Here is a 24,195-nt window from a genome sequence, read left to right as displayed (position 1 = left end):
GAACGTTCAAAAAAGATCTTGAATCCTTTTTTGACTGAGAGTATCTTGAACGCTCATTCAAGAAAGAGAGCCGATTATGACCGCCGATCTGTTTCAGCCTTATGCGCTAAATGCCAGTATTACCCTTAACAACAAGATCCTGATGGCGCCACTTACTCGCTGTCAGGCCGACGATGACCTGGTGCCAACCCAGGCGATGGCCGACTACTATGCTCGCCGCGCCGATGCCGGGCTTATCATCTCCGAGGCGGTGATCATTCGCCCCGATGGTCAGGGCTATCCCAATACCCCGGGCCTGTTTACCCCAGAGCAGATCCAGGGCTGGCAGCGCGTGACCAGCGCCGTGCATGCCAAGGGCGGTAAGATCTTCGCCCAGCTGTGGCACACGGGCCGGGTGGCACACTCACACTTCTTCGGTGGCCAGACGGTCGCGCCGTCGGCGGTGAAGATTGAAGGCACAGTGCCGCGTCAGCGTGAGCTGGCCTATGAGACCCCTAAGGCGTTGACCACAGATGAGATTGCGCAGTTGGTGGCCGACTATTCCCAAGCGGCGGCCAATGCCATAGACGCCGGTTTCGATGGCGTCGAGATCCATGGTGCCAATGCCTACCTCATCGATCAGTTCCTGCACCATGACAGCAACCGCCGCGATGATGAGTTTGGCGGTACGCCGGAGAATATGGCGCGCTTCCCGCTGGCCGTGGTGGACGCCATCGTTAATCGTATCGGTAATGAGCGCACCGCACTGCGAGTGTCGCCGGGCGCCTATGTCAACATGCAGGGCGACAGCCGGGATCGCGCCGTGTTCGATTATTTCTTAAATCAGCTGGAGTCTCGCCAGCTGGCCTACCTGCATGTGGGGATCTTCGATGATGCCCTGACCTTCGAGTATCTCGGCGGGCGAGTGTCGGACTATGTGCGCGGCCATTACAGCCAGACCTTGGTGGGGGTAGGCAGTTACAGCGCCGAGACAGGGGCGCAGGCCATCGCAGATGGTCGCTTCGATCTGCTGGCAATTGGTCGCCCCTTCATCGCTAACCCAGACTATGTGGTCAGGGTGCGCGACAGACAGCCGCTGGTGACTTACTCAGATGAGATGCTGGCCGAGCTGGTATAATCGCAATGCTCGTTTTTAGCATTGGCCTTCAAGCCTAGCCTTTCAAGCCTTTGCTTAGGATGAGACAAATAATTGAGACAAATAAAAAGGGCATATCGCGTCGGCGATATGCCCTTTTTAGTGCCTGTTAGCTTTTAACTCAAGTCTAGAGCTTCCAGGTAATGGTGGCGCTGTAGTTCGCCGGGGCGCCGTAGAAAGCCTGGGCCCAATAGAGACTGTTGAGGTATTTCTCGTCGGTCACATTGTTGGCGTTGAGGCTCAGCTGCAGATTGTCATTAAACTGATAGCGGGCCATGAGATCGACGATGGCATAGGCGCCCTGGCGGGTGATGATCGCCTCGCCCGCATTGGCAAAGCCGTCGCCGACCACGCCCTGATCGCGGTAGATATCATCCTGCCAGCGCATGTTCATCCCCACAGAGAGGCCTTCGATGGCGGCCACGTCATAGGTGGCGGCAAACTTCAGCAGGCGACTCGGGGTGTAGGCGGCGACAATCTTGGCGTTGTCGTCATTGCCATCGATGTCGAAGTCGGTGAAGCCCAGGCTCAGGTTGAGGCCGTCGAACACCTCACCGGCTACCTCAAACTCATAGCCCTTGCTGTTGATGCCATCGGCACCTATGTAGCGCTGGTCGGTCGGCGGCAGATCGGCGGTGCGGGGATCGGGCACCGCCAGGTTGACCTGCTGGATGTCGAAGTAGGCCAGGCTGGCGATCAGGCGGCCGTCGAACAGCTCGCTCTTGAAGCCTATCTCCTTGCTCTCACCCGTCACGGGGGCCAGCAGGTTGTCGTCGATATCCATCTCGGTTTGCGACTTGAAGGTCTCGGTATAGCTGGCGTAGGCCACAAGCTCAGGGGTGATACGATAGACGGCGCCCAGGTATGGAATAAACTGGCTGTCTTCCACGTCTTGCACCTTGTCGTAGGAGACGCCTTCGGCCTGCCACTTGTTGAAGCGGCCGCCGGCGATGAAGTGGAAACCGTCGAACAGGTTAAAGCGACCCGTGAAGTAGGCGGCCTGCTGCTTGGCGCTAACGTCACTGCCTCGTGGGCTGTCGGCAAAAACTGGCTTAGGCGTGTTGCCATCCCAGTCGTTGAGATCTGGCATGGCCGGGAAGCCGTTGCCCGTGGTGTAGTCGTATAGCGAGGTGTCGATATAGTCTACCTTGGCGTAGTTCACCCCGGCCACCAGTTGATGGTCGCGGCCAAACAGGCTGAACTCGCCGTCGACATAGAGATCCACCAGATCATGGCTCTCATCCAGATCGTATTCGCTGCCATAGCCGGTGAGGCCAAGGCCGGTTTCTCTGTCGGGGGTGCCATAGACGTAGAAGAGCTCGGTATCTTCATCCGTGCTCTTGTGGGAGTAGGTGGCACGCAGGCGCCAATCGTCGGCGAAGTAGTGGCTCAGCTCTACCACTGTGTTGTTCTTGATCACCTGCCAGTTCGACCAGTTGGCCGAGGTGTTGGTGGATCTGTCGTAGTTGGTTGGGCTGCCGTCTGTGTAGTAGAGCGGCAGGGCGCCCCAGTTGTTACCTGTGGCATCGTTGTTGATGTAGCTGTGGCTGACCGACAGGCTGGTGTCGTCACTCAGGTTGGCCTCGATGAAGGCGTAGAGCACGCTCTTGTCTGTCTCGTAGCGATCGAGGTAGGAGTCTTTCTGCTGTTTTACCGCCACCACGCGGGCGGCGAAGTTGTCGTTGAGGCGGCCACTGGCATCGGCCTCGACTCTGGCGTTGTTGAAGCTACCATAGCTGGCCTGGAGCTTGAGTTGATTGTCAGAGGTCGGACGCTTACGAATGAAATTGACCGTGGCCGAGGGGTTACCCACACCTGTCATCAGGCCGTTGGCGCCACGGATCACCTCGATGCGATCATAGATGGCGGTGTCTTCGTCGGCGTGGTTGTTGCCTGAGGTCAGTGGCAGGCCGACACCGTCGATCTGGAAGTTGGTGATGTCGAAGCCGCGGGCCGTGTAGTAGGTGCGGTCCGTCTCGATGCGCTCGACATTGATGCCGGTGGCGCTGTCCAGGGCGCTGTTGATGTCGTTGAGCTGGAAGTCGTCCAGCTGAGCATCTGTGATCACAGACACCGACTGTGGAATATCTATGATGGCCAGATCCAGGCGCGAGGCGCCGCCGACCGAGTGGGCATTGTAGCCCTGCACATAACGGCCGCGAACCTCGATCTTCTCGATGTTCAGGTTGTCCTGTTGGCTGTCATTGTCTAGTGGAGCAGTTTGATTCTCTGCGTGGCCTGGCATAGTCGCCATGCTCAGGGCGCAGAAGATAGCGAGCGAAATAGGCTTAAGTTTCATGATCTGTCGTCATCTTAGCAAAAGAAGAATAGTGAGGAGCGGTGCAAGACCGCTGGGGACTTGGCACGCCAACCAAATTTACGCAACAAAGGATATACAAAAAAAGCAGGATTTTAAATGGGAATGGTTATCATTTACTTTTGTGTCGAATGTAAAGAAAAAGACTGATTTTTCATGCCTGGCGGCCGCTTCGGCCTTTGCATTAGCAAGTTCGTCGGCTTTTTCTATACTCAGAGGTGTGAACTGGATCAGATTTTTAAGGTGAGGCACCCATGAGAAAAAGCGTAATTGGAGTATCTGGCTTGCTGCTGATGTCGGCAGGCGCCCTGGCCTTCGCGGGTCAAGCTGTTGCTGGTCAAGAGCAGGCTAAGACGAGTTCAACCCCGGCCTTCGAGCATGCCAACAGTAACGCCGCCTTCCTGCGCTGCGGCACCCGTACCCCCTCGGATCTCGAGGTGAAGATGTTGAATGAGCATCTCAAGGCCCTCAAGAAGCCGAGTGGTGTGGGTAATGGCAACGGCGGCGGTGGCGGCGGTGGTGATGGTGGCACGGGCGGTAACTACACGGCCGTGGGTTATAATATTCCCGTCTATGTCCATCTGATCCTGAGCAGTAGCGGCGACGGCGATGTGTCTGGTCTGGTTACGGAGCAGATGAATGTACTTAATGACGCCTTCGCCGGCGCAGGTGGCGGTAGCGGCTTCGATACCAAGTTCAGCTTCACCTTGATGGGGACAACAAAAACAGAAAACGATGCCTGGTACACTGCGGGGCCGGGCACCAGCGCCGAGCGTGCGATGAAACAATCCCTTCGCCAGGGCGGCGCCGATACCCTCAACATCTATGTCTCTAATCCTGGTGGTGGCCTGCTGGGCTGGGCGACCTTTCCCACGGACTATGCCAGCAATCCTAGCGACGATGGCGTGGTGATCCTCAATCAATCGCTGCCGGGCGGCGCGGCTTCGCCCTATAACGAAGGCGATACCGCGACCCACGAGGTCGGCCACTGGCTGGGCCTGTATCATACCTTCCAGGGTGGCTGTAATGGCGGTGACCAGGTTTCCGATACCCCGGCCGAGCGTTCGGCGGCCTATGGTTGTCCCTCGGGACGTGACACCTGTCGGCGTGACAGTGGGGACGACCCCATCTACAACTTCATGGACTACACAGACGATAGCTGCATGGTCGAGTTCACCCAGGGCCAGTCTGAGCGCGCCGATACCTTAAGTGGCGCCTATCGCTGGCCGTCTAACTAGTCTCATGGAAAAATCACTTTTGAAACAGGGCCTATGGTGTTTCGCCATAGGCCTTTGTTTGTGGGGGAGTCCTTGTTTGGCGGAGCGACTGAGTGCCCCCGACTTCGTGCCCTGTGGCCGTGACCAGCTGACCTCATGGCAGGGCGAAGTCTTTAACTATCATAGGAGCGAGACCCAAATAGCCTTCGGCATTCGCACCGTAGACGGTACCCTGGAGCGCTTGGATATCGCCTACGCGCTTGAGCAGATGCGGCTCAATGGCGGGCTGTTTACCCTACCAGACTGGAAACGGCTCGAGGTTTCTCCCGGCGTACTCAAACCCTCGGTGCGGGTGAGGGTATGGCGCTGCGATAACGCCGGCGCCATCAGCTTCATGATCGACTGGCTGGAGTGATCCAGCAAGAGCCCTTAATCGCTAAGCTCTTAGTCACTAAGCATAGCGGCGACGCTGCCGCAGAGTGTCATCAAAAACAGAAACCACTTGAGTACCTTGGGGCTAACCTTGATTGCCAGCTTGACCGCCAGATGGGCGCCCACCATGGTGCCTGCTGCTAGGATGAGCCCTGGCAGCCAGAGGATCAGATCTTCCTTGATGAAGACCAGCAGGGAAGCCAGGGTAAAGAACAGCGTACAGAACACCTTGAGGGCGTTGGCCCTCACCAGATCATATCTCAGGCTGCCCGCCAGGGCCGCCAGCAAGACGAAGCCTACCCCCGCCTGCACGAAGCCGCCATAGATCCCGGCCAGAGTCAGCCAGAACCAGGAGCTGGGCGTGTTCTTGACCCGGTTGACCGGCGTGCCCAGCTCGGGCGCTATGATGGCGGGGCGCACTAAGATGATGAGCGCCATCAGCAGCATGGTGCCTAGCAGCAGGGGTTTAATCAGTGTGCTGGGGGCGTAGGCGGCCAGGCCCGCGCCTATAAAGCCGCCAAGTATAGTGGGCAGCAGTATCGGCCCCTTGTCCTGGGTATCTAACTTGCCATGCTTGTGAAAGCCTAACAGGGCGGTGATCGATTGCACCGTGACCCCGACCCGGTTGGTAGCGTTGGCGACCTCGGCGGGCAAGCCCATCACCATGAGTGCGGGCAGGGTGAGGTTGGAGCCGCCGCCGGCCAGGGTATTGATTATGCCAGCCAGAAAGCCGGTGACGACCAGTAACAGGCCGTGGGTGAGGGTGATCTCCATGGGTACTCCTTACGCCCGAATGGGGAATGACTCGCTGGATAAGTTAGAAACTTGAGCCAGGCTCGGCGAGAAACGCCAGCTCCTCTTGGGTGGACTCGCGTCCCAAGATGGCATTGCGATGGGGATAGCGTCCAAAGCGGTCGATAATCGCCTTGTGGCGCAGCTCAAACGCCAGGTTGTTCTCGGCGCCCTCACGATTAAACAGGATCAGGGCGACCTCGTGAATTGCCTGCGACTCGCTGTGCATGTAGGGCATGTAGAGAAAGGGAACCTGTTTAGGCTGCAGCGCCTTGTCTGTGCCGGCGGCCACGGCTTCCTGGGCCAGGGTTAGCGCCATGGGATCGGCGGCGAAGGCTTCTGGCGTATCCCGGTAGATGTTACGGCTAAACTGGTCCAGCACGATAATCTCGGCCAGGCGCCCCTGTGGCGTGGTGCGCCAGTGGTAGAGTTCGCCCTGTTTGGCCTGGGTGAGCAGCTCGCCGAAGCGGGTCTGAAGCACCTTGTCGAAGGCGAGGTCTTTGACAAACCAAGCTTTAGGTTCAATCTCCTCGAACCAGAAGCGAATGATGTCGTCTGGCGTGTGGGCTATCCTGTTCATCTCTGCTCCTTCTTTCCAGCCTTATAGCCAGTTATGTTATATCCAGCTTTAGCTATATCCAGTTTTTCGGATCTTCTCTGGTCAAACTTAACGCGGTTTCGGCAATCAATCTAGCCTCTTTGAGGGGAATATAGGGGATCACCAGGGGGCCTGATGCCAGGCCTAAGTGCAAGGTGGCCAAGGCGTTACGCCGTTGGCCCGGCGTCTGTGAGATACAGACATCCTGGGTCTTACTCAGGGGGACCAGTCGCCAGGTCTGCCCCAGCGCACCCGTATGGATCCAGCAGTCATCCCCCTCCAGGCGATAGCCCCATTGACGATAGTTGAGATAGAGGCCAACAAGCGCCACCAGGGTGAAGCCGGCGACCAGTTCGGTAAAGGGGTTGAGGCCAAGGATAAGGGTCATCACCACGGGAAGCAGTGCCAGCGGGATGGCGCGGCGCCAAAGCCAGCCGCTGTTTATCCCCTGATAACTGGCGGGCAGGGTGTTGGCCTTGGCCGCCAGGCTATCGAATCGGCCGAAGGCCTGAGGGATATCTTCACGGCGCATGCTGGGGATCAGCAGGTGGCGCTTGGCGAGCTGCTCCACTTCATTGCCTTTTACCTGCTCGAAATGTACCGTCCAGCGCCCGATAAGCCTGCCGATGACGGGCTGCTCGAATCGAACCATCTGCACCCTATGCAGGCGCAGCGCATCTTGCTGTTTTGCCAGTATGCCGCCGGTTCGATGCAGCGTTCCCTGACGCAGGCTGAGGCGATAGGGGTAATACTTAAGCACGGCCGAGGCGATAGAGATGAGCGAGAGCAGTAGGTAGAGGAGTATTAGCGCGGCCGCTACCGCCAGGATCTGATAGATAAGTCCGGTGGCGATATTGGCCTGATACCAGTGCCAGGCTCCCTGCACCATGCTGGTTTGTCCAAGTGATTCCCAGTCTACCTGGCCTATGATGGAGCCTGAGATTATCGAGAGCCAGATGAGGTTGTTCTGATAGAAGCCGAAGATCAGCAGATCCTTAAGATCTTTGGCCACCACTAGGCCTTCGCCCTGACGCCGGGATTGCGCGCTTGCCGTAGTGGCCGTCATGCCCGCTTGCTGCGGCTCACTGGCAGGCGCCATGGTCTCGCCATCGGGATAGATAGTCTCTGTACCTTGCAGTTGGGACTGGGAGGCAAACAGGTGTTTCTTGAGTTGCATGGCCTGGCGATAGTTGACCGCGGCCAGCACAGCCTCATCTTGCTTGGAACCGGCCGTCTCCACCACCAGGCTGTAGAGACCGAGCGGGCGGAAGTAGAGGGGCTGCTCCAGTCGCACATTTTGAATCTTGTTCAGCGGGATCTCCTGGGCGCGTTTAAACACCAATCCCTGGCGGATCCCCAGCTTGGCGTCGCTGAGTCGATAGCGATACTTGGCCCATTGCAGACTGGCATAGGTCAGGGTGATCATGACCAGACCCGCGGCGACCAGCAGCAGCCAGGGGGAGTTGAATCCCCGCTGCCAGCCGGTGTAGACCAGGGGGATCAGCGCGTAACCATTGGTGAGTAGCTGGCGTAGGCTGCCGACACTGAAGCTGACGATCGACCAGGGAGACAGGCTCGCCCACTGGGCGAAGCGTGTGCTCATGGGTTAATCCTCGCGCCCGTCGGGGGCTTGATTCTGCGATGCCTGTTTCAGTGAGTTTTGTTCTTGGGCAGCTTGCTTCTGGGAGGCCTGTTTTTGGGAAGCTTTGGCCAGCAGATGCTTACGCAGTGGCTCGGCCGTGTCGTCCCCCAGGCCTGGAAGGCTAATCTCGGCGCTGCCGCTACCTGCGCTGAAGCACTTTAGGGTGTGCTGATGAAAATAGCGCTCCAGCGGGCCCTGAGACAAGCTGACATGCTGCAGGCGGGTATAGGGTAGGGCGATCTTCTTATGCCAAATCAATCCCTTCTGCATGATGAACTCGTGATCGAACACGCCGTAGGCGATAGAGAGGGCGTAGCGATAGCGGCAATAGCTGACGATGCCAGCCAAGATAAGTATGCCCGTCACCAGGGCGATGATCAGGCTGCCCGGCAGGTTGAGCAGTATCGCGGCCAGGGGCGCTATGATCAGCAGCGGCGTGAAGATCAGCAGGTTTTCTATCTGCACCTGATGCAGATAGGCCTGTTCCAGTGGTGTCAGTGGCACTTCATCTATGGCGATCCAGTCTGGCTGCTCCAGCCGGCGCCTGGCCTGCATTGATGCCGAAATTTGAGGAGTCACATCTTCCATTTGTTATCCTGCGAAAGTTGGCTATTGGCTGACTATAACATCTTTCCTTTGGTTGTCAGCCAGTTGCACCTGTTTGTGACGCTTGTTTTATGTTACAAGATAATAAAAACCATGTTGAGAGAGGATGCCTTGAGCGCCGAGTTATCTAAGCAAAAAATCGCCTTCCTGAGAAAGCTCTATCTGGCCCATCTGATCGATAGTGAGCAGCATAACCTGTTGTCGCTGAACAAGGCCACCAGCATGCCGAGGCGCACCCTGCAAGATGCCATTGCCGCCATGGGCGATATAGGTATCGGCTGCACTTTTGTGCAAGATGGCGAGCGTCATAATGCCGGTTATTATCGCCTCAGCGACTGGGGGCCTATCGACAAGGCCTGGGTGGCTAATAACATCGAAACCATCACCCAATCGTTGAAGCAGGACTGATCGCTGCAGCTAAATTGATCGCCGAGGCCAGATTGATCGCTGATACCTACTGGATTGATGAAACTAGTGATTCAGCAGGTAGAGGCCGATGAAGCCAAGCCAACTCAGGGCTAGCAGTAGCCAGGGCAGCTTGCTGGCTTTTGGCGCGGCCTGTAACCCGTCGTCCATTGGCTCTGTCGATTGACGCTGCTTCTCCTTGAGGACCTGCTTGCGCTGCTTGTCCCTGTCTCTGGCCTTGCTCTTCTGGCGCTTCTTGTATTCGGCAATCCCCTTTTCTATCCCCTGAGCGATAAGCTTGGTCTGCTCCTTGGTTTGTCCCGGTTTCTGGGTGGCCTTGGCAATTTTCATCGCCTCATCTTTGGTTTCGTTGGAGATCTGCTGCGCCATAAGGTCTTAAGCTGATGAATGTTGGCCCCACTATAACATGAGTCGCGCCATAGGGTGACACAGGCTTAGCCTCTGGTACGGCCTCTGCCCCTATACCATAGTATGAGTATGATTTTGTTAAGATATCGCTTAACCTGTCTGTGGCAAATTCAATCAATAATAATACCCTGCTATCAAGGACAAGATCATGCTTAATAAGGCCGCAAAACCTCTGGTCAAGTTGGTCGACCGCTATCTGCCCGACCCCTATATTTTCGTCTTACTCCTCACTCTGCTGGTGTTTGTCGCCGCCATGATGGTGGAGCAACAGAGCCCGCTGCAACTGGTGACCTACTGGGGCCAAGGCTTCTGGGCGCTGCTCAGCTTCTCGATGCAGATGTTGCTGGTGCTGGTGGCCGGTTACATGCTGGCCAGCTCGCCGCCCATTAAACGCCTGCTAGATAGTATCGCCGCCCTGGCCAAGAGTGCGCCCCAGGCGATCATACTAGTGACTCTGGTGTCGCTGCTCGCCAGCTGGATCAACTGGGGCTTCGGCCTGGTGGTCGGCGCCCTGTTTGCCAAGGCGCTGGCGCGTCAGGTGAAGGTGGATTATCGCCTGCTGGTGGCCAGTGCCTATTCGGGCTTCGTGGTCTGGCACGGCGGCCTGGCGGGTTCGATTCCCCTGACCATAGCCACCAAGGGGCATTTCGCCGAGGACAAGATAGGCATCATAGCCACAGACAATACCATTTTCGCCGGCTTTAACCTGGCGCTGGTGGCTGTTCTGTTCGTGCTGATCCCCCTGGTTAACCGCTTCATGTTGCCAAGCGATGATGAGAGCATCTATGTCGACAGGGACAAGCTAGCTGAGCCCGAGGTCGAGACCGAGGCGATCACCCGCCCGGCGGATTATCTGGAAAATAGCCGCCTGCTGGCCTGGGCCGTGGGTGGGGCAGGCCTGGTCTACCTGGGGCAATACTTCTTCGCTGCCGGTGGTAAACTCAACCTGAATATCGTCAACTACCTGTTTCTGTTCCTCGCCATCATCCTGCATCAGACGCCTCGCAGCCTGCTGACCAGTCTTAATGAGGCGATCAAGGGCGGCGCCGGCATAGTGATCCAGTTCCCCTTCTATGCGGGGATCATGGCGCTCATGGTGCAGTCGGGTCTGGCTCAGAGTATTTCGTCGGGGTTCGTGGCCATCGCCAGCGCCGACAGCCTGCCGTTCTGGAGTTTCATCAGCGCCGGTATCGTTAACATCTTCGTGCCGTCCGGTGGTGGCCAGTGGGCGGTGCAGGCACCTATCATGTTGCCCGCCGCCGAGGCGCTGGGCGCAGATGTGGCAAGGGTCGCCATGGCGGTGGCCTGGGGCGATGCCTGGACCAATCTGATCCAGCCCTTCTGGGCCCTGCCCGTGCTGGCGATCGCAGGTCTTAAGGCGCGGGATATTATGGGCTTCTGCCTGATGCAGCTGATCATCACAGGCATAGTGATCAGTATCGGTCTGACCTGGTTCTAGTCAGATCCCCACCGATTAATCTCCGCAAACAAACAAAACCCGCTTTTCCCGGCGGGTTTTGTTATTCTGTTAGCCAAGCCTGATACCGCTGCCGAAAAGGAATGCCAGCTTGTCTCAACCTCTCTCATCCGCCTCTCATGACGCAGCTTCCGGCCCTAAGCGGTCAGCCCCCCAACCTAAGCGACCAGGAGCTAAGCAAGCCGTTTTGCCCTGGATAGGTGGTTTCCTGCGTCCCTATCGCGGCAAAGTGATCGCCGCCATTGTGTTTCTGTTTATCGGCTCGCTGGCCTGGCTGTCTCTGGGGCAGGGGGTGCGCCTCATGGTGGATGAGGGCTTCCTGCGGGAAAATGGCGAGCGGCTCAACGAGATCATCTTGCTGGTGATTGGCATCACCGCCCTGAGCAGCTCCGCCATCTTCTGCCGCTTCTACCTCATGACCTGGCTTGGGGAGCGGGTAAGCGCCGATATCCGCCTCAAGGTCTATGACCATCTGCTCAAGCTGTCGCCCGGTTTCTACGCCAGGCTGCGCACCGGCGAGGTGATCTCCCGCTTCACCGCCGATGCCACACTGTTGCAATCTGTGGTGGGCTCCAGCCTCTCCATGGCGCTGCGCGCCAGCGTTACCGTAGTGGGTGGCCTGGTGATGATGGCGATCACCAGCCTTAAACTCACCGCCCTGGTGTTGCTGGCCGTGCCTTTGGTGCTGGGGCCTATCTTCTTCTTTGGCCGTAAGGTGCGCGAGTTGTCGCGTAAAAGCCAGGACAGGGTGGGTGACCTGGGGGCCTATGTGGATGAGTCGCTGCACGAGATCCACACTGTGCAGGCCTATTGCCATGAAGACCGCGACAGACAGCTGTTTTCCGAGCGGGTCGAGGCCGTGATGGAGGCGGCCAGGGGGCGCATCAAGTATCGCGCCATCCTCATCTCCCTGGTGATGTTTCTCAGCATACTCGCCATCGCCCTGATCACCTGGGTGGGCGCCAAGGATGTGATGAGCGAGGCGATAACCCCGGGCGAGCTCTCCGCCTTCATGTTCTATGCCGTGATGGTGGCGGGCGCCGTGGCGACCATCAGCGAGGTGATTGGTGAGATCCAGCGCGCCGCCGGTGCGACGGAGCGGCTTATCGAGCTGGTGGAGACGCCTATCGATATTCCTCTGGCGCCAAAACCAGTCAGCTTGCCAGCAAAGGTGCGCGGCGAGCTGAGCCTAGAGCAGGTGCGTTTCAGCTATCCTGTTCAGGCCAGTGCCGATAGTGCTGAGGAGATGGAAGCGCAGGCTGGCGTCGAAGTGATCCGTGGCCTGAGCCTGCATATCGCCCCCGGCGAGCGGGTGGCCCTGGTGGGGGCGAGCGGCGCCGGCAAGAGTACCCTGTTTGAGCTGTTGCAGCGCTTCTATGTGCTGGACAGCGGGGTGATCGCCCTGGACGGTATCGACATCGCCAGCCTGCGACCACAGGATCTGCGCCAGCAATATGCCCTGGTGCCCCAGGAATCGGTGATCTTCGCCACTAGCGTGCTGGAAAATGTGCGTTACGGCCGCCCCGACGCCAGTTTAGAAGAGGTGCAGGCCGCCTGCGTCGCCGCCCGCGCCGATGAATTTATTGCTGATTTTAGCGAGGGCTATCAGACCTATCTGGGTGAGCGCGGCGTGCGTCTATCTGGTGGGCAGAAGCAGCGTATCGCCATCGCGCGGGCGATATTGGCCGATAGGCCGGTATTGCTGCTGGATGAGGCCACCAGTGCCCTGGACGCGGTCAGCGAACAGAAGGTGAAGCAGGCGCTGGATGTGCTGATGCAGGGGCGCACCACACTGATCATCGCCCATCGCCTGGCAACCGTGCTCAACGCCGATCGCATCCTAGTGATGGATAAGGGGGAGCTGATCGCCAGCGGTACCCATGGCGAGCTGATGCAGAGCAACAGCCTCTACCGCGAGTTCGCCAGCCTGCAGCTACTCTCGGAAGAAGCCTAGGACAAGAGAGCGAGATAAGGGCAGACTGGCTTAATCTGCCCTTTTTAACTCCTAAAATGAGCTAGCCTCTATGGCCGCCGTGGCCACCACCGCACTGATGGCGGGTTTCTCTGCCGCCATCTTCCACAGCGATCTCACCGCCATCTTCAAACAGCTTAAATGCTCCCTGAGTCATATCGTTTTGGGCAGGATCGTCCAGGTGCCCGAGGCAGGTGTAACCCACTCGGTAGTTGCCGGCAGGTAGATAGCCCATGGCAAAGAACCAGTTGCCATTAATGTCTTGGCGTATGGGGGAGATGGCCACCGGTGAGAAGAGGCCGTCGTCTCGGCTCTGTGCTATATCGCCCATCTGTGCCAGGCTGGTCACCTCGCTCGGGTAGAGGTAGGCCATGTGGTAGAACTGGCCGCCCTCGGGGGCACTCGCTGCGTATTGCGTCTCACAATCGGCGATCCATTGAGGGTCCATCTCGCCGAAGATGTGCCCCATGGTGGCGTCGTCGATGGAGTAGATGCCGTGATGAGACAGCTGATATTGGCCGTCTAAGAGGTGCATTGACTGGTAGAGGTCGATCTCCATGGTCAGGTTAAGGTGCTGATGTTCGCCCAGGGTGAAGTTTGCCATGGGCAGGCGGCCATCTTGTATCATCAGCGGGTGCTGGCCCTGGCCGTTTTCGATGAGGCAGCCTTGGGCCTGATCGCCATTAACCAAGGTGAAGTGTACGTCGTGATATTGGCCTGCGGGGAGTTCCAGGCCGTCGATCACCCTGTGGCTATCCATGCCTTGGTAGTCCAGCAGGTTAAACCTGTGCTGGGCCATATCCTGAGTGTGTACCTGACCATGAGCATCTGTCATCACCAGTTTATCGAGCACCAGCTCGACCCGGCTGACCTGACTCATTGGAGAGTCGGACAGGGCGATACTCACTGTACCTGTGGCGAGTGGCTCTGGTGGACTGGTGTCATCGGAGCCGCCGCAGCCGCTGAGCATAAGGCCAACGAGGGTGAAGGGTAAAAAAGCTAAGGGTAGAGTTAAGGGTCGCATCTTGAGTAAACCTTTTAATGAGTTTTTTCTAATGGTTTTATTTATTCTAAGGAGTGCTCGCACAGAATGCAGGGATTTGTTGGTTAAAATTTGTACTTTGTGAGTGGGCTAACGCTTAGGAGGTTCAGCCCTTGATGGCCTAAATAAAGTGCGATAGGGAGGCGGGCTTTATCACAGGAGAGCTGTATCACATGAGAGCTTTATTACAGGAGAGCATTATCACAGGAGAGCGTTAGTGCTTGTGAACCTAAGGCGAGATCCCTGCGTATTGATTTGACGAATTAATTTAACGAATTAGTTTAACGAATTAATTTAACGAATTGATTTTCCAATACACCTCAATGAGTGGAGTATCGCGATGAGATGGCCTGTCACCTTTTGTCTTATTTGTCTGTTAACCCTGCTAACGGCCTGTACCAGCGCGCCCAAGGGGATAGCGCCGGTGGAGGAGTTCGAGCTCTCCAGATACCTGGGCACCTGGCATGAGATCGCCCGGCTCGATCACAGCTTCGAGCGCGGCCTGAGCCAGGTAACCGCCGAGTATCAACTGCGGGGCGATGGTGGCGTGAGTGTGGTCAATCGCGGCTTCGATGCGCAATCACAAAGCTGGAAAACCGCCGAGGGTAAGGCCTACTTTGTCGAGTCGCCCGATATTGGCCACCTCAAGGTCTCCTTCTTCGGTCCCTTCTATGGCGCCTATGTGATCTACCGTCTGGATGCAGATTATCAGTACGCCTTCATCACCAGCTTTAATCGCGACTATCTCTGGCTGCTGGCGCGCACGCCCGAGGTGGATGAGTCGGTAAGACAAGCCTTTATCACCCAAGCAGAGAAGCTGGGGTTCGATACCCAGGCGCTCATTTGGGAGTAATAGATAGCTGGGAGTAATAGAAAGCTGGGAGTAATAGATAGGGCTCTTTAATCAAGATCTAGGAATGGGAATGATGGGTTGAATAAAAAAGGGCGCCCGAGAAGGCGCCCTTTTTAGGCCTTTCGACTCAAAGCCGCTGATTTAGCCGACTACTTCCTCAACTCACGTCTCAGTATCTTACCCACGGTCGATTTCGGCAGTGCGGGCATGAACTCGATTATCTTGGGGAGCTTATAGGCGGCCAGCTGAGCGCGGCAATGTTCGAGCAGGGCCTGCTTAGTGGCATCGTTTGCCAGCTCAGGTTCTCGCAGCACTATGGCGGCCTTGACGGCCTCGCCGCTACGGCTGTCGTCGACGCCAATTACGGCGCATTCCAGCACGCTCTCATGGGCGGCCAGCACATCTTCCACCTCGTTAGGATAGACGTTGAAGCCGGAGACGATGATCATATCCTTCTTGCGATCCACTATCTTGTGCATGCCATCTTCAGTGGCGAGGGCGATATCCCCTGTCTTGAAGAATCCATCGCTGGTCATCACCTTGGCGGTCTCCTCTGGCTTCTGCCAGTAGCCGCTCATCACCTGTGGCCCCTTGACCGCCAGCTCGCCTATCTCACCCTGAGGCACCTCCTGCTCGCTGGCGTCGAGGATCTTCACCTGAGTGTCGATCACCGGGCGACCTATGGTGCCAAGACACTCGAGCCCCGGCGCGTTGAGGGAGACCACGGGCGAGGTTTCCGATAGGCCATAACCTTCGGAGATGGTGCAGCCCGTAGTAGATTGCCAGATGCTGGCCGCCGCCTGAGTGAGCGCCGTGCCACCAGAGATGGTGATCTTGAGGTGACTAAAGTCCAGCGCCTGGAAGGACTGCTGATGGCACAGACCGACAAACAGGGTGTTGAGGCCAGCAAAGCCGGTGAAGGGATGCTGGGACATGGTCTGAATCAGTGCGCTGATGTCTCTCGGGTTGGGGATGAGTACGCTGCATCCGCCCTGCTCGAAGTAGACGAAGTTCACCATGAAGGCATAGATATGGTAGATGGGCAGGGGCGCGATAAAGATCTCTTCGCCCTCGACAAACTTGCTGGCCAGGCGCGACTGCACCTGCAGCATGTTGGCCAGCAGGTTGCTGTGACTCAGCATGGCGCCCTTGGAGAGGCCCGTGGTGCCGCCCGTGTATTGCAGCGCCGCCAGGCTCTGCTGCGCGACCTCTACCGGGCGGTACTCGGCCTGGCTGCCCAGGGCCAATACCTGGTTAAAACCTATGTGGGCGAGCTGGCTGTCGGCCTGGGGTTGGGTTGCTATCAGATCCAGCGGGTGGGTAGAAATAACCGTCTCTATCTGGGTCTCGGGGATCACAGTTTCCAGCGTGGGCAGCAGATCGCTCAGCACCACCAAGGCCTTGGCATCCGAGTCTCTGTATTGGTGGATCAGTTCTCGCTGGGTATACAAGGGATTAGTGTTGACCAGTATCATGCCGGCCCTGAGCGCGCCATAGGCGGCGATAACAAACTGGGTGATGTTGGGCAGCTGGATGGCGACCTTATCGCCCACTTCCAGCTGAGTGTGTTGCTGCAGGTAGGCGGCAAAGTAGCGGGAGTCGCGTTCTATATCGGCAAAACTGCTGGCCTTGCCCAGACACACATAGGCTGTCTTGTCGCCATAGCGCTCGGCGGCCGTTTCGATCAGATCGATCAGTGATGCATATTTTTGCAGATCTACATGGGCATGTGAGTCATAGGCCATGGACGCGTCTCCTTTGCTTATTATTGTCGGTATTCTTGGGCGCAGCTAAAAATCAAACAGGTGTTTAGACTGTGCTAAAACGCGTCCAAGGTCAACCTCTGTCGGCCTAAAATAAAACAATCGTTTAACACTTATCTGTCTGTTTAATATCGCTATTTTTATAGCGTGACAAAACCGTGCTGGTCTGACCTGATGGGGCCGTTATTATCGGGTATTGGGAGAGGGATTAAGAGTGAGGCGTGAATGCGATTGGGGAAACGTGCATATAAGTGTCGGCCCCGGTGGCAAGTAACACCACCGAGGCAGACTTGCACCCTTAGAAGGCGCTCAGGCTAAAGAAGGGGCTGGCCTGGGAGACCTTCTCCTTGGGGTTACTCAGGTTGGTGACCGTAAAGGCGATGGTCTGTTTCTGCAGCTTGGCGCCGACAAAGTCCGCCTGCTTCTGCTCGAACACCGTTACCGGATAGCTCAGCTGCTCACCAGCCTTGATCAACACCTGCTGTGAGGTCTCCTTGGCGAAGCCGTGGTTGCCTGTGTCTTTTAGGCTGATAAGGTACTGATGATCCTGCTGGGTCTTGTTGCGGATCTTCAGGGTGTAGCTGTTTTCGATGCGGCCGTCACCCACCTCGCGGTAGAGGCTCTGGCGGTCGCGGATGACGTTGAGATCTATGCTTTGGTGACGATAGAGATCCAGGGCGAACACGCTGAGCATGATGATCACCGCGATGCCATAACCGACAAACTTGAAGGAGGTAAAACGTTTTACTTCCTTCTTCTGCAGCTCGTTCTCGCTGGCGTAGCGGATCAAGCCCTTGTCATAGCCGAATTTATCCATGGTCTGGTCGCAGGCATCGACACAGGCACCGCAGTTGATGCACTCATATTGCAGGCCGTTACGAATATCTATCCCTGTGGGGCAGACATCGACACACAGATTACAGTCGACGCAGTCGCCGAGATCGGTAGCCTGTTTGCGTTTTCGCGGGCCGCGAGACTCGCCGCGGGCGGCGTCATAGGAGACGGTCAGGGTATTGGCGTCGAACATGGCCGACTGAAAGCGGGCGTAGGGACAGCAGTGCAGACACATCTGCTCACGCATCCAGCCTGCGTTGAGGTAGGTACACAGGGCGAAGAACCAGACCCAGGCGGTGACCCAGAAGCTGGCGCTTAGGGTAAAGATCTGTGGATAGAGCTCGCTGGCCGGGATGAAGTAGGCGATGAAACCACAGCCGGTGATCAGCCCCGCTAGTGCCCAGGCCAGATGCTTGGCGCCGCGTTTAAGCACCTTCTCAAGACTCCAGGGAGCCTTATCCAGGGCGTGACGCTTGTTGCTGTTGCCCTCAATCTGCCGCTCTATCCAGACGAAGGCGAAGCTCCAGCTGGTCTGAGGGCAGAGGTAGCCACACCAGACGCGTCCCCAGAAGACGGTGACGAAGAAGAGGGCGAAGGCGGCGATGATAAACAGCCAGGCCAGCAGGGTGAAATCCTGCGGCCACAGGGTCAGGTTGAAGAAGTGAAATTCCTGGCGCTCCACATCCAAGAGGATCGCCTGGCGTCCCTGATAGGGGATGAAGGGTAACAGGAAAAAGAAGAGGATCAGCAGGCTATTGAGGCCGGTGCGCAGACGCTGAAAGCGCCCCTTCTGTTCTTTTATGTGTATCTTACCGCGCTGCACCGGCAGGTTGGTCACGGGGATGGCCTGGCCCAGGGCGGCCTTGGTGGCGATTGGGTTCTCTGTACTGCTGAGATCTTGACTCATTGGCTTTCCAAACTCTTGCTAGGGGAATTGCCGACAGCCAATGCAAGTTGGGAACCAAGTTTTGTCGTTTAATAAGTGTTTGAAACTATGTGAGTTTAATCAAATTGACCTATTTGTGATTGGCGATATATCGTGCTTTGGCGATATATCGCTAATTTGTATGCGATCACTCAAGATTGAATTAGGCCGGACGCTTGATCCCCAGCTTGAGCATGCGGGATCTTAGGGTGCTGGCGGGCAGCCCGAGCAGGTTGGCGGCGCCGTTGGGGCCAGAGATACGCCAGTTGAGCCGCTTCAGGGTGCGGCGGATATGGGCGGCCTCCACCTGCTGCAGAGTCTGAAACTCCCCCTTGTCTTGGGGCTGCGGCTCGGCCTGTAGCGCCGGGATCTGCAGGATCTGACCGTGACAGAGAATAGTCTGACGCTCGATAACGTTCTGCAGCTCACGCACGTTGCCGGGCCAGTGATAGGCCATCAGGTGCTGCATGCCTTGCTTGCTGACCCCTTTGATCTTCTTGCCCAGCTTATGGTTTAGGTTGAGCAGGATATCGCTGACCAGTAGTGGAATATCTTGCAGCCGCTCCCTCAGGGGCGGCACATGCAGGGGGAACACATTGAGGCGATAGTAGAGATCCATGCGGAACAGCCCCTGTTCAACCCGCTTAAGCAGATCGTGATGGGTGGCGGTAACCAGGCGGATATCCACCTTGATGGGAGTGCTGCTGCCCACTCGCTCGAACTCCTGTTCCTGGATCACCCTGAGCAGCTTAGACTGGGCCTCGAGGGAAAGCTCGGCCACCTCATCGAGAAATAGCGTGCCCTGGTGGGCCAGCTCGAATCGACCCTTGCGGCGGCTGGTGGCGCCGGTGAAGGCGCCCTTCTCATGGCCGAAGAGCTCGCTTTCTAGCAGGGTGGGGGAGAAGGCGGCGCAGTTGACGCTCACCAGGGGCTGATCGCTGCGATCGCTGAGCGCATGTATGTTGCGGGCCACTAACTCTTTACCTGTGCCGTTCTCGCCGTTAATCAGCACGGTACTGCTGGTGTTGGCCACCAGTTTTATCTGCTGGATCAGCGACTGTATCGTCTCGCTCTCGCCCGAGATATTGACCTCCTGACGATGGCTGGCCAGCTCGGTGAGCAGGTAGTCATTCTCGTTGGCCAGCTTCTCCGACAGGGCCTGTACCTGTTTCAGTGCCTCCCTGAGGGAGGCTTCTGTCTGCTTCTGAATGCTAATATCGCGAAATATCGCGACCACGCCGATAAGACGGTCGTTTTTGTAGACGGGGGTCGAGGTGTAGTGCACCGGAAAGCTGCTGCCGTCCTTGCGCCAGAAGAGATCATGGCTGATCTCCCGGGCAATGCCGTCGTGCAGCGTGTTGTAGATGGGGCACTCTTCCTGGGGATAGGGGTTGCCATCGGCGTGGCTGTGGTGGTGACAGTCGTGGATGTTCTTACCCAGCAGCTCCTCGGCCTTCCAGCCCGTCATCCGCTCGGCGGCAGGGTTGATAAAGACGGCGTTGCCCTCTAGGTCGAAGCCGTAGATCCCTTCGCCTACCGCGTTGAGCAGCAGTTTGTTCTCGGGTAGAAAGTCCACATGGGCATCATCGACCCTTGGATGTTTACAAGCCATGTTCGCCGCTCCTTGCTGGCAATGATTGTCGTGCTATCTCACTCTGAATATGAGGCCCGTATGCTAGGCGTGGAGAGCCATTCTCTAACAGTGACTCTTAGTAAGTCTTTAGAAAAGTCATTCACTAAATGTCGCTCAGCCTTTAAATGAGCATTTAAACTAACCTCTCACTTAGCCCCTATATTAGCCCGTTTTCTTGAATGGCGTCATCAAGCCTTTCCACGATATTTCGCTAATCTATCTTAGCTGCTCTGGCACTAATGCTAGAGCGCCTGTCTAGAAGACCACTTTGCTATCTCCTTAGAGGTAGATGTTAATCGTCGGTTAACGTTTTTCGCATCTTTTGAATATTTGCTTTAATCGAAACTGTTTGAGCTTTAATGATTAATCTTTTTGGAGTTTTATCGTGAACGCCACGTATTTGTTCGATTTTTAGTCTGCTAGTGTCTTCTGCTCTCGTCTAAATTAGACCAATTAGTATTAGCAATTATTTTTTGTTTGTTATAAAAGTGTAAATGAAATGTATTCATTTCACTCTGGGGTATGCCTGTGGTGGTTCGTGTGAGAAAGACGCGAATGATGGCGAAATATAAAAAAAACTATGCGGGAAAAATGATGACAACACATAAAAATAAAGGTTTCGGCGTCAGTGCGCTGAGTTTTGCCATCTCTTTGGCATTGACAGGGTCGTTAGCGAGTACACAGGCGTTGGCCGATGATCAGCAGGCAGAAGCGTCTCAGAATATTGAAAAAATTGCCGTGGTGGGAACACGTTCTGCGCCACGCTCTATCGGCGATTCGCCGGTACCTATCGATATCATTAGCAGCGATGATCTGAAGAAGAATGGTTCTACCGACATGATCGACATGCTGGTCACCACTGTGCCTTCTTTCAACTCCCGTGCCCAGCCCATCAGTGATGCGGCAACCCTGATCCGTCCGGTCAACCTACGTGGTCTGCCGTCAGACAGCACCTTGGTATTGGTCAACGGCAAACGTCGTCACCGCGCCTCGGTGATCGCCTTCCAGGGCGGTGGCATCAACGATGGTGCCCAGGGCCCGGATATCTCGGTCATTCCGAGTGCGGCGCTGAAACAAGTAGAGGTGCTACGTGACGGTGCGGCGGCGCAATATGGTTCAGATGCCATCGCGGGTGTGATGAACTTTGTGCTTAAAGATGATGCCGAAGGTGGCTCTATCACGGTCGGCCAAGGCGAATACTATGAGGGCGACGGTGCCACTACCACTATCGATGCCAACGTGGGACTCCCTCTGTCAGACGCTGGGTTTGTGAACCTCAGTCTGCAATATAAGAATGCCGATGCGACCAGCCGCAGCATGCAGCGTCCGGATGCGGCCAACCTGATTGAGCAGGGCAACACCTTCGTCCAAGACCCTGCCCAGGTATGGGGTAACCCTGAGATCAAGGATGACTACAGCTTCTTCCTTAACTCTGGCTACGACATCAACGACAATGCGCGTCTGTACGCCTTTGGTAACCTCTCTTCGCGCGATGTGGTCGGTGGTTTCTACTATCGTAACCCCCACAATCGCGGCAACGTCTACTCGTTAGATGGCGGTGAAACCCTGTTGGTGGGTGCGGTCAATGGCGATCCTTCTACCTGTGCCGTGGTGCCAATTCCAAAGAATGCAGATGGTAGCGACGGTAACGTGCTCGAGACAGATGCCTACAAGGCGATGCTGGCCGATCCTAACTGTTTCGCTATGAACCAGCTGCGTCCTGGCGGTTATACGCCGCAGTTTGCCGGTACTGTGGAAGACACCTCTTTCTTCGCCGGCGTTAAAGGCGAGCTCGGTGCCTGGAACTATGATTTCAGCGCGGGTATGGGTAACAACAAGTCGACCTTCAGCCTGAAGAATTCGCTTAACCCGTCACTGGGCTTAGACACACCGACCGACTTTGAAACCGGTGCCTATGAGCAGGCCGAGACCACGGTTAACCTGGACTTCTCGCGCATGCTCACCCTGGGCAGCGTCGAAGATATCAGCTTCGCGACAGGTTTCGAGTGGCGCGAAGAGTCGTTCGAGATCACTCAGGGCGAAGAAGCCTCTTGGATTGCCGGCCCATACGCCGACCAGGGCTTCAACATCGGCTCTCACGGCTTCAAGGGTTTCGGCCCAGAGTCTGCTGGTAAGAACTCACGTAACAACATAGGCGTCTATGCCGACATGGAAGCCTATTTGGGCGAGCGCTGGTTGCTTGGCGCCGCGCTGCGTTACGAGGACTTCTCTACCTTCGGTGACACCCTGAACTACAAGCTGACTGCTCAGTTCACGGCTACCGACGATCTCTCTTTCCGCGCGTCACACAGCACAGGTTTCCGTGCGCCGACCGTGGGTCAGGAGAACGTGGTCAACACTCAGACCTCCATCGTTAACGGTGACCTGATCCAGACCTTTATCGCGCCGCCAACCGATCCGCTGTCGGCCTTCTATGGCGGTAAGGTGCTTAAGCCTGAGGAGTCTGTCAGTTACGCCCTCGGCGCCGTGTTCGAGCACGAAAATCTTTTCGTGACTCTGGATTACTACAACATCGAGGTGACAGGCCGTATCGCGCAGTCAAGCCAGATTGAAGTTGAGGCGAAAGACTATGACGCGCTGCGCGCCGCCGGTGTCGAGTTCCCTGAGCTTATTTCTGCGGTGACTTACTACACCAACGACTTCGATACCACGACTCAGGGTATCGATCTGGTGGCCTCATACGACACTCAGCTATTGTCGGGCGATACCAAGTTCAGCCTGGCCTATGGCTGGACTGATACTAGCGTCGACAAGTACAACCCAAATACCACAGATGAGGGTAAGGTGCGTCGTCTAGAAGATGGTATTCCGGCTCACCGTGCGACTCTGACCTGGGCGCAGTCTTGGGACAGATTCAGCATGTCGCTGCGTGGTAACTACTTCGGTGAGTACTATGCGACCCACGCCGACGATACCTCGGATTGGGGCTCTGAGATGGCCGATTCTGCGGTGACCGTGGATCTGGAGCTAAGCTATCAGTTCCTCGATAGCCTGACTGTCTCTATCGGTGCCAACAACCTGTTCGATCAGGAGGCGCAGAAGCTCAAAGACGGTACCCGTGGTGAGCTAGGTGCGATCTACTATGAGAGTGGCCCGTTCGATTACAACGGTGGCTACTACTATGGTCGCGTGAACTACCGCTTCTAATCTCGGCGTCCTAGGCGTTAGTGATTAAAATCACTAGGCGCTAGCAATTGAAATGATAAGAAGGCTGCCTTGCAGCCTTCTTTTTTTGCTTTTGTTTGAGTCTGGCTGGCGACTAGCCGCGCGGAGGCAGGGCGCTGAGCATAAACCTGCGGAAATTCCGCAACTTTATCAAGCATCAGGCTAGTCGCGCGGAGGCAGGGCGCTTAACAGATCATCGATTGACAGCACTCTTGGCAGGACTAAGCCATCGGGGTGAGCCTGACTGTAGACGATGTTAAAGGGCACGCCATAGGCCTGATACTGAGCCAGGTAGGCCTCTATCCTGGCATCGCTCTGGGTGAGGTCGCCGCGCATCAACACCATATCCTTATCCTTTAGCCGCTCAACCACCACGGCCTGATGTAGCACCCTGTCTTTGTTGGCCTTACAGATGTTGCACCAGTCGGCGCTGACATCCACAAACACCGTCTTGCCCTGGGCCAGTTGGTCTGGGATAGCATTTGGGCTTAGCGACTGCCACACCAGCTGCTTATAGGCATCATCGCCGGCCTTGGGGGCAATAAAATAACTCACGGCGCCGTTGATTAGCGCAAACACCAGCAGCACTGCCAAGACACCCGTTGGGATCTGGCTGCCCTTGAGCTTCTTGTAGCTGAGCCAGACAAATAGCCCGAGTAGCAGGCTTAGGGTGAGGGCGCTGACCAGTAAGATGTTGTTCATTGTGATGCCTGGTGTCCTATGGTTTGTGATGAGTGGTTGATGATGGGTTTTGCCTAGGTTTGCTAGGTCTTTGGGCACAGCTTGCTATCCGGGTGTAGCAGAGGATTTGCCGCGCCATCATGATACCCCTTCTGACTCTATGCAACCCTCTTAAGTTCAAAAGCTTATCCCGATCGCGATAGCACATAGGCTAAAGGGAGCTTGTCATAAATATGACATCCTACTGAAGTAATCT

Annotated in this window: 19 protein-coding genes; 8 read left to right on the top strand and 11 right to left on the bottom strand. The window is 56.4% G+C overall.

The features are described from left to right. The first annotated feature begins 76 nt into the window (after positions 1 to 76). Positions 77 to 1,117 (top strand): alkene reductase, encoded by a 1,041-nt coding sequence (locus SHEW_RS16025; RefSeq protein WP_011866894.1) that lies wholly within the window; start codon positions 77 to 79, stop codon positions 1,115 to 1,117. Between the two features lie 145 nt (positions 1,118 to 1,262). Here SHEW_RS16025 and SHEW_RS16020 read toward each other — a convergent pair whose 3' ends face one another. Next, the gene (locus tag SHEW_RS16020; protein WP_011866893.1) at positions 1,263 to 3,434 is read right to left on the bottom strand and encodes a TonB-dependent siderophore receptor; all 2,172 of its coding nucleotides are present in this window, start codon (positions 3,432 to 3,434) and stop codon (positions 1,263 to 1,265) included. Positions 3,435 to 3,706: 272 nt separating this feature from the next. Between SHEW_RS16020 and SHEW_RS16015 the strand changes: the two genes are divergently transcribed. Then, a complete protein-coding gene (locus tag SHEW_RS16015) occupies positions 3,707 to 4,690 on the top strand; it encodes a zinc metalloprotease (RefSeq protein ID WP_011866892.1) in 984 nt (327 codons plus the stop codon). A 76-nt stretch (positions 4,691 to 4,766) separates the two neighbouring features. Next, positions 4,767 to 5,084 (top strand): hypothetical protein, encoded by a 318-nt coding sequence (locus SHEW_RS16010; protein ID WP_041406708.1) that lies wholly within the window; start codon positions 4,767 to 4,769, stop codon positions 5,082 to 5,084. Between the two features lie 29 nt (positions 5,085 to 5,113). Here the strand turns inward: SHEW_RS16010 and SHEW_RS16005 are convergent, their stop codons facing one another. From SHEW_RS16005 to SHEW_RS15990, 4 genes are read right to left on the bottom strand one after another with little or no spacing between them, the layout of a single operon-like run. After that, a complete protein-coding gene (locus tag SHEW_RS16005; RefSeq protein WP_011866890.1) occupies positions 5,114 to 5,875 on the bottom strand; it encodes a sulfite exporter TauE/SafE family protein in 762 nt (253 codons plus the stop codon). 43 nt (positions 5,876 to 5,918) lie between these two features. Beyond that, complete coding sequence (locus SHEW_RS16000; protein ID WP_011866889.1) at positions 5,919 to 6,473, bottom strand: DUF924 family protein; 555 nt, start codon at positions 6,471 to 6,473, stop codon at positions 5,919 to 5,921. A 52-nt stretch (positions 6,474 to 6,525) separates the two neighbouring features. Next, the gene (locus tag SHEW_RS15995; RefSeq protein ID WP_011866888.1) at positions 6,526 to 8,094 is read right to left on the bottom strand and encodes a PH domain-containing protein; all 1,569 of its coding nucleotides are present in this window, start codon (positions 8,092 to 8,094) and stop codon (positions 6,526 to 6,528) included. Positions 8,095 to 8,097: 3 nt separating this feature from the next. After that, positions 8,098 to 8,721: a PH domain-containing protein gene (locus tag SHEW_RS15990; RefSeq protein WP_011866887.1), complete on the bottom strand. Its 624-nt coding sequence runs from the start codon at positions 8,719 to 8,721 to the stop codon at positions 8,098 to 8,100. Between the two features lie 111 nt (positions 8,722 to 8,832). Between SHEW_RS15990 and SHEW_RS15985 the strand changes: the two genes are divergently transcribed. Continuing rightward, positions 8,833 to 9,147 carry a winged helix-turn-helix domain-containing protein gene (locus tag SHEW_RS15985; RefSeq protein WP_011866886.1) on the top strand — a complete coding sequence of 105 codons (315 nt, stop codon included), beginning with the start codon at positions 8,833 to 8,835 and terminating at the stop codon, positions 9,145 to 9,147. A gap of 63 nt (positions 9,148 to 9,210) precedes the next feature. Here SHEW_RS15985 and SHEW_RS15980 read toward each other — a convergent pair whose 3' ends face one another. Further along, positions 9,211 to 9,534, bottom strand: coding sequence for a DUF2956 domain-containing protein (locus tag SHEW_RS15980; RefSeq protein ID WP_011866885.1), 324 nt, complete (start codon positions 9,532 to 9,534; stop codon positions 9,211 to 9,213). A 187-nt stretch (positions 9,535 to 9,721) separates the two neighbouring features. Between SHEW_RS15980 and SHEW_RS15975 the strand changes: the two genes are divergently transcribed. Continuing rightward, the gene (locus tag SHEW_RS15975) at positions 9,722 to 11,032 is read left to right on the top strand and encodes a short-chain fatty acid transporter (protein ID WP_011866884.1); all 1,311 of its coding nucleotides are present in this window, start codon (positions 9,722 to 9,724) and stop codon (positions 11,030 to 11,032) included. A gap of 109 nt (positions 11,033 to 11,141) precedes the next feature. After that, positions 11,142 to 13,004 (top strand): ABC transporter transmembrane domain-containing protein, encoded by a 1,863-nt coding sequence (locus SHEW_RS15970; protein ID WP_011866883.1) that lies wholly within the window; start codon positions 11,142 to 11,144, stop codon positions 13,002 to 13,004. Between the two features lie 61 nt (positions 13,005 to 13,065). Here the strand turns inward: SHEW_RS15970 and SHEW_RS15965 are convergent, their stop codons facing one another. Next, positions 13,066 to 14,046 (bottom strand): DUF4382 domain-containing protein, encoded by a 981-nt coding sequence (locus tag SHEW_RS15965; RefSeq protein WP_011866882.1) that lies wholly within the window; start codon positions 14,044 to 14,046, stop codon positions 13,066 to 13,068. Between the two features lie 358 nt (positions 14,047 to 14,404). On the opposite strand from SHEW_RS15965, the gene SHEW_RS15960 reads away from it, so the two are divergent. Further along, positions 14,405 to 14,917, top strand: a complete 513-nt coding sequence (locus SHEW_RS15960) for a lipocalin family protein (protein ID WP_011866881.1) — start codon at positions 14,405 to 14,407, stop codon at positions 14,915 to 14,917. A gap of 149 nt (positions 14,918 to 15,066) precedes the next feature. Here the strand turns inward: SHEW_RS15960 and SHEW_RS15955 are convergent, their stop codons facing one another. The 3 genes from SHEW_RS15955 to SHEW_RS15945 form a co-directional block, all read right to left on the bottom strand. Continuing rightward, positions 15,067 to 16,662, bottom strand: coding sequence for an AMP-binding protein (locus SHEW_RS15955; RefSeq protein WP_011866880.1), 1,596 nt, complete (start codon positions 16,660 to 16,662; stop codon positions 15,067 to 15,069). 316 nt (positions 16,663 to 16,978) lie between these two features. Beyond that, positions 16,979 to 18,421, bottom strand: a complete 1,443-nt coding sequence (gene ccoG / locus SHEW_RS15950) for a cytochrome c oxidase accessory protein CcoG (protein ID WP_011866879.1) — start codon at positions 18,419 to 18,421, stop codon at positions 16,979 to 16,981. 181 nt (positions 18,422 to 18,602) lie between these two features. Beyond that, complete coding sequence (locus tag SHEW_RS15945; protein WP_011866878.1) at positions 18,603 to 20,051, bottom strand: sigma-54 interaction domain-containing protein; 1,449 nt, start codon at positions 20,049 to 20,051, stop codon at positions 18,603 to 18,605. A 612-nt stretch (positions 20,052 to 20,663) separates the two neighbouring features. On the opposite strand from SHEW_RS15945, the gene SHEW_RS15940 reads away from it, so the two are divergent. Beyond that, positions 20,664 to 23,240 carry a TonB-dependent receptor plug domain-containing protein gene (locus SHEW_RS15940; RefSeq protein ID WP_041406707.1) on the top strand — a complete coding sequence of 859 codons (2,577 nt, stop codon included), beginning with the start codon at positions 20,664 to 20,666 and terminating at the stop codon, positions 23,238 to 23,240. Between the two features lie 180 nt (positions 23,241 to 23,420). On the opposite strand, the gene SHEW_RS15935 is transcribed toward SHEW_RS15940, so the two are convergent. After that, entirely contained in the window at positions 23,421 to 23,960 is a 540-nt protein-coding gene (locus SHEW_RS15935) for a thioredoxin family protein (RefSeq protein ID WP_011866876.1), read from the bottom strand. Positions 23,961 to 24,195: the final 235 nt, after the last annotated feature.

The sequence above is a fragment of the Shewanella loihica PV-4 genome (assembly GCF_000016065.1).
Lineage (GTDB): Bacteria > Pseudomonadota > Gammaproteobacteria > Enterobacterales > Shewanellaceae > Shewanella > Shewanella loihica.
This window is presented reverse-complemented; position numbering and strand designations above follow the sequence as displayed.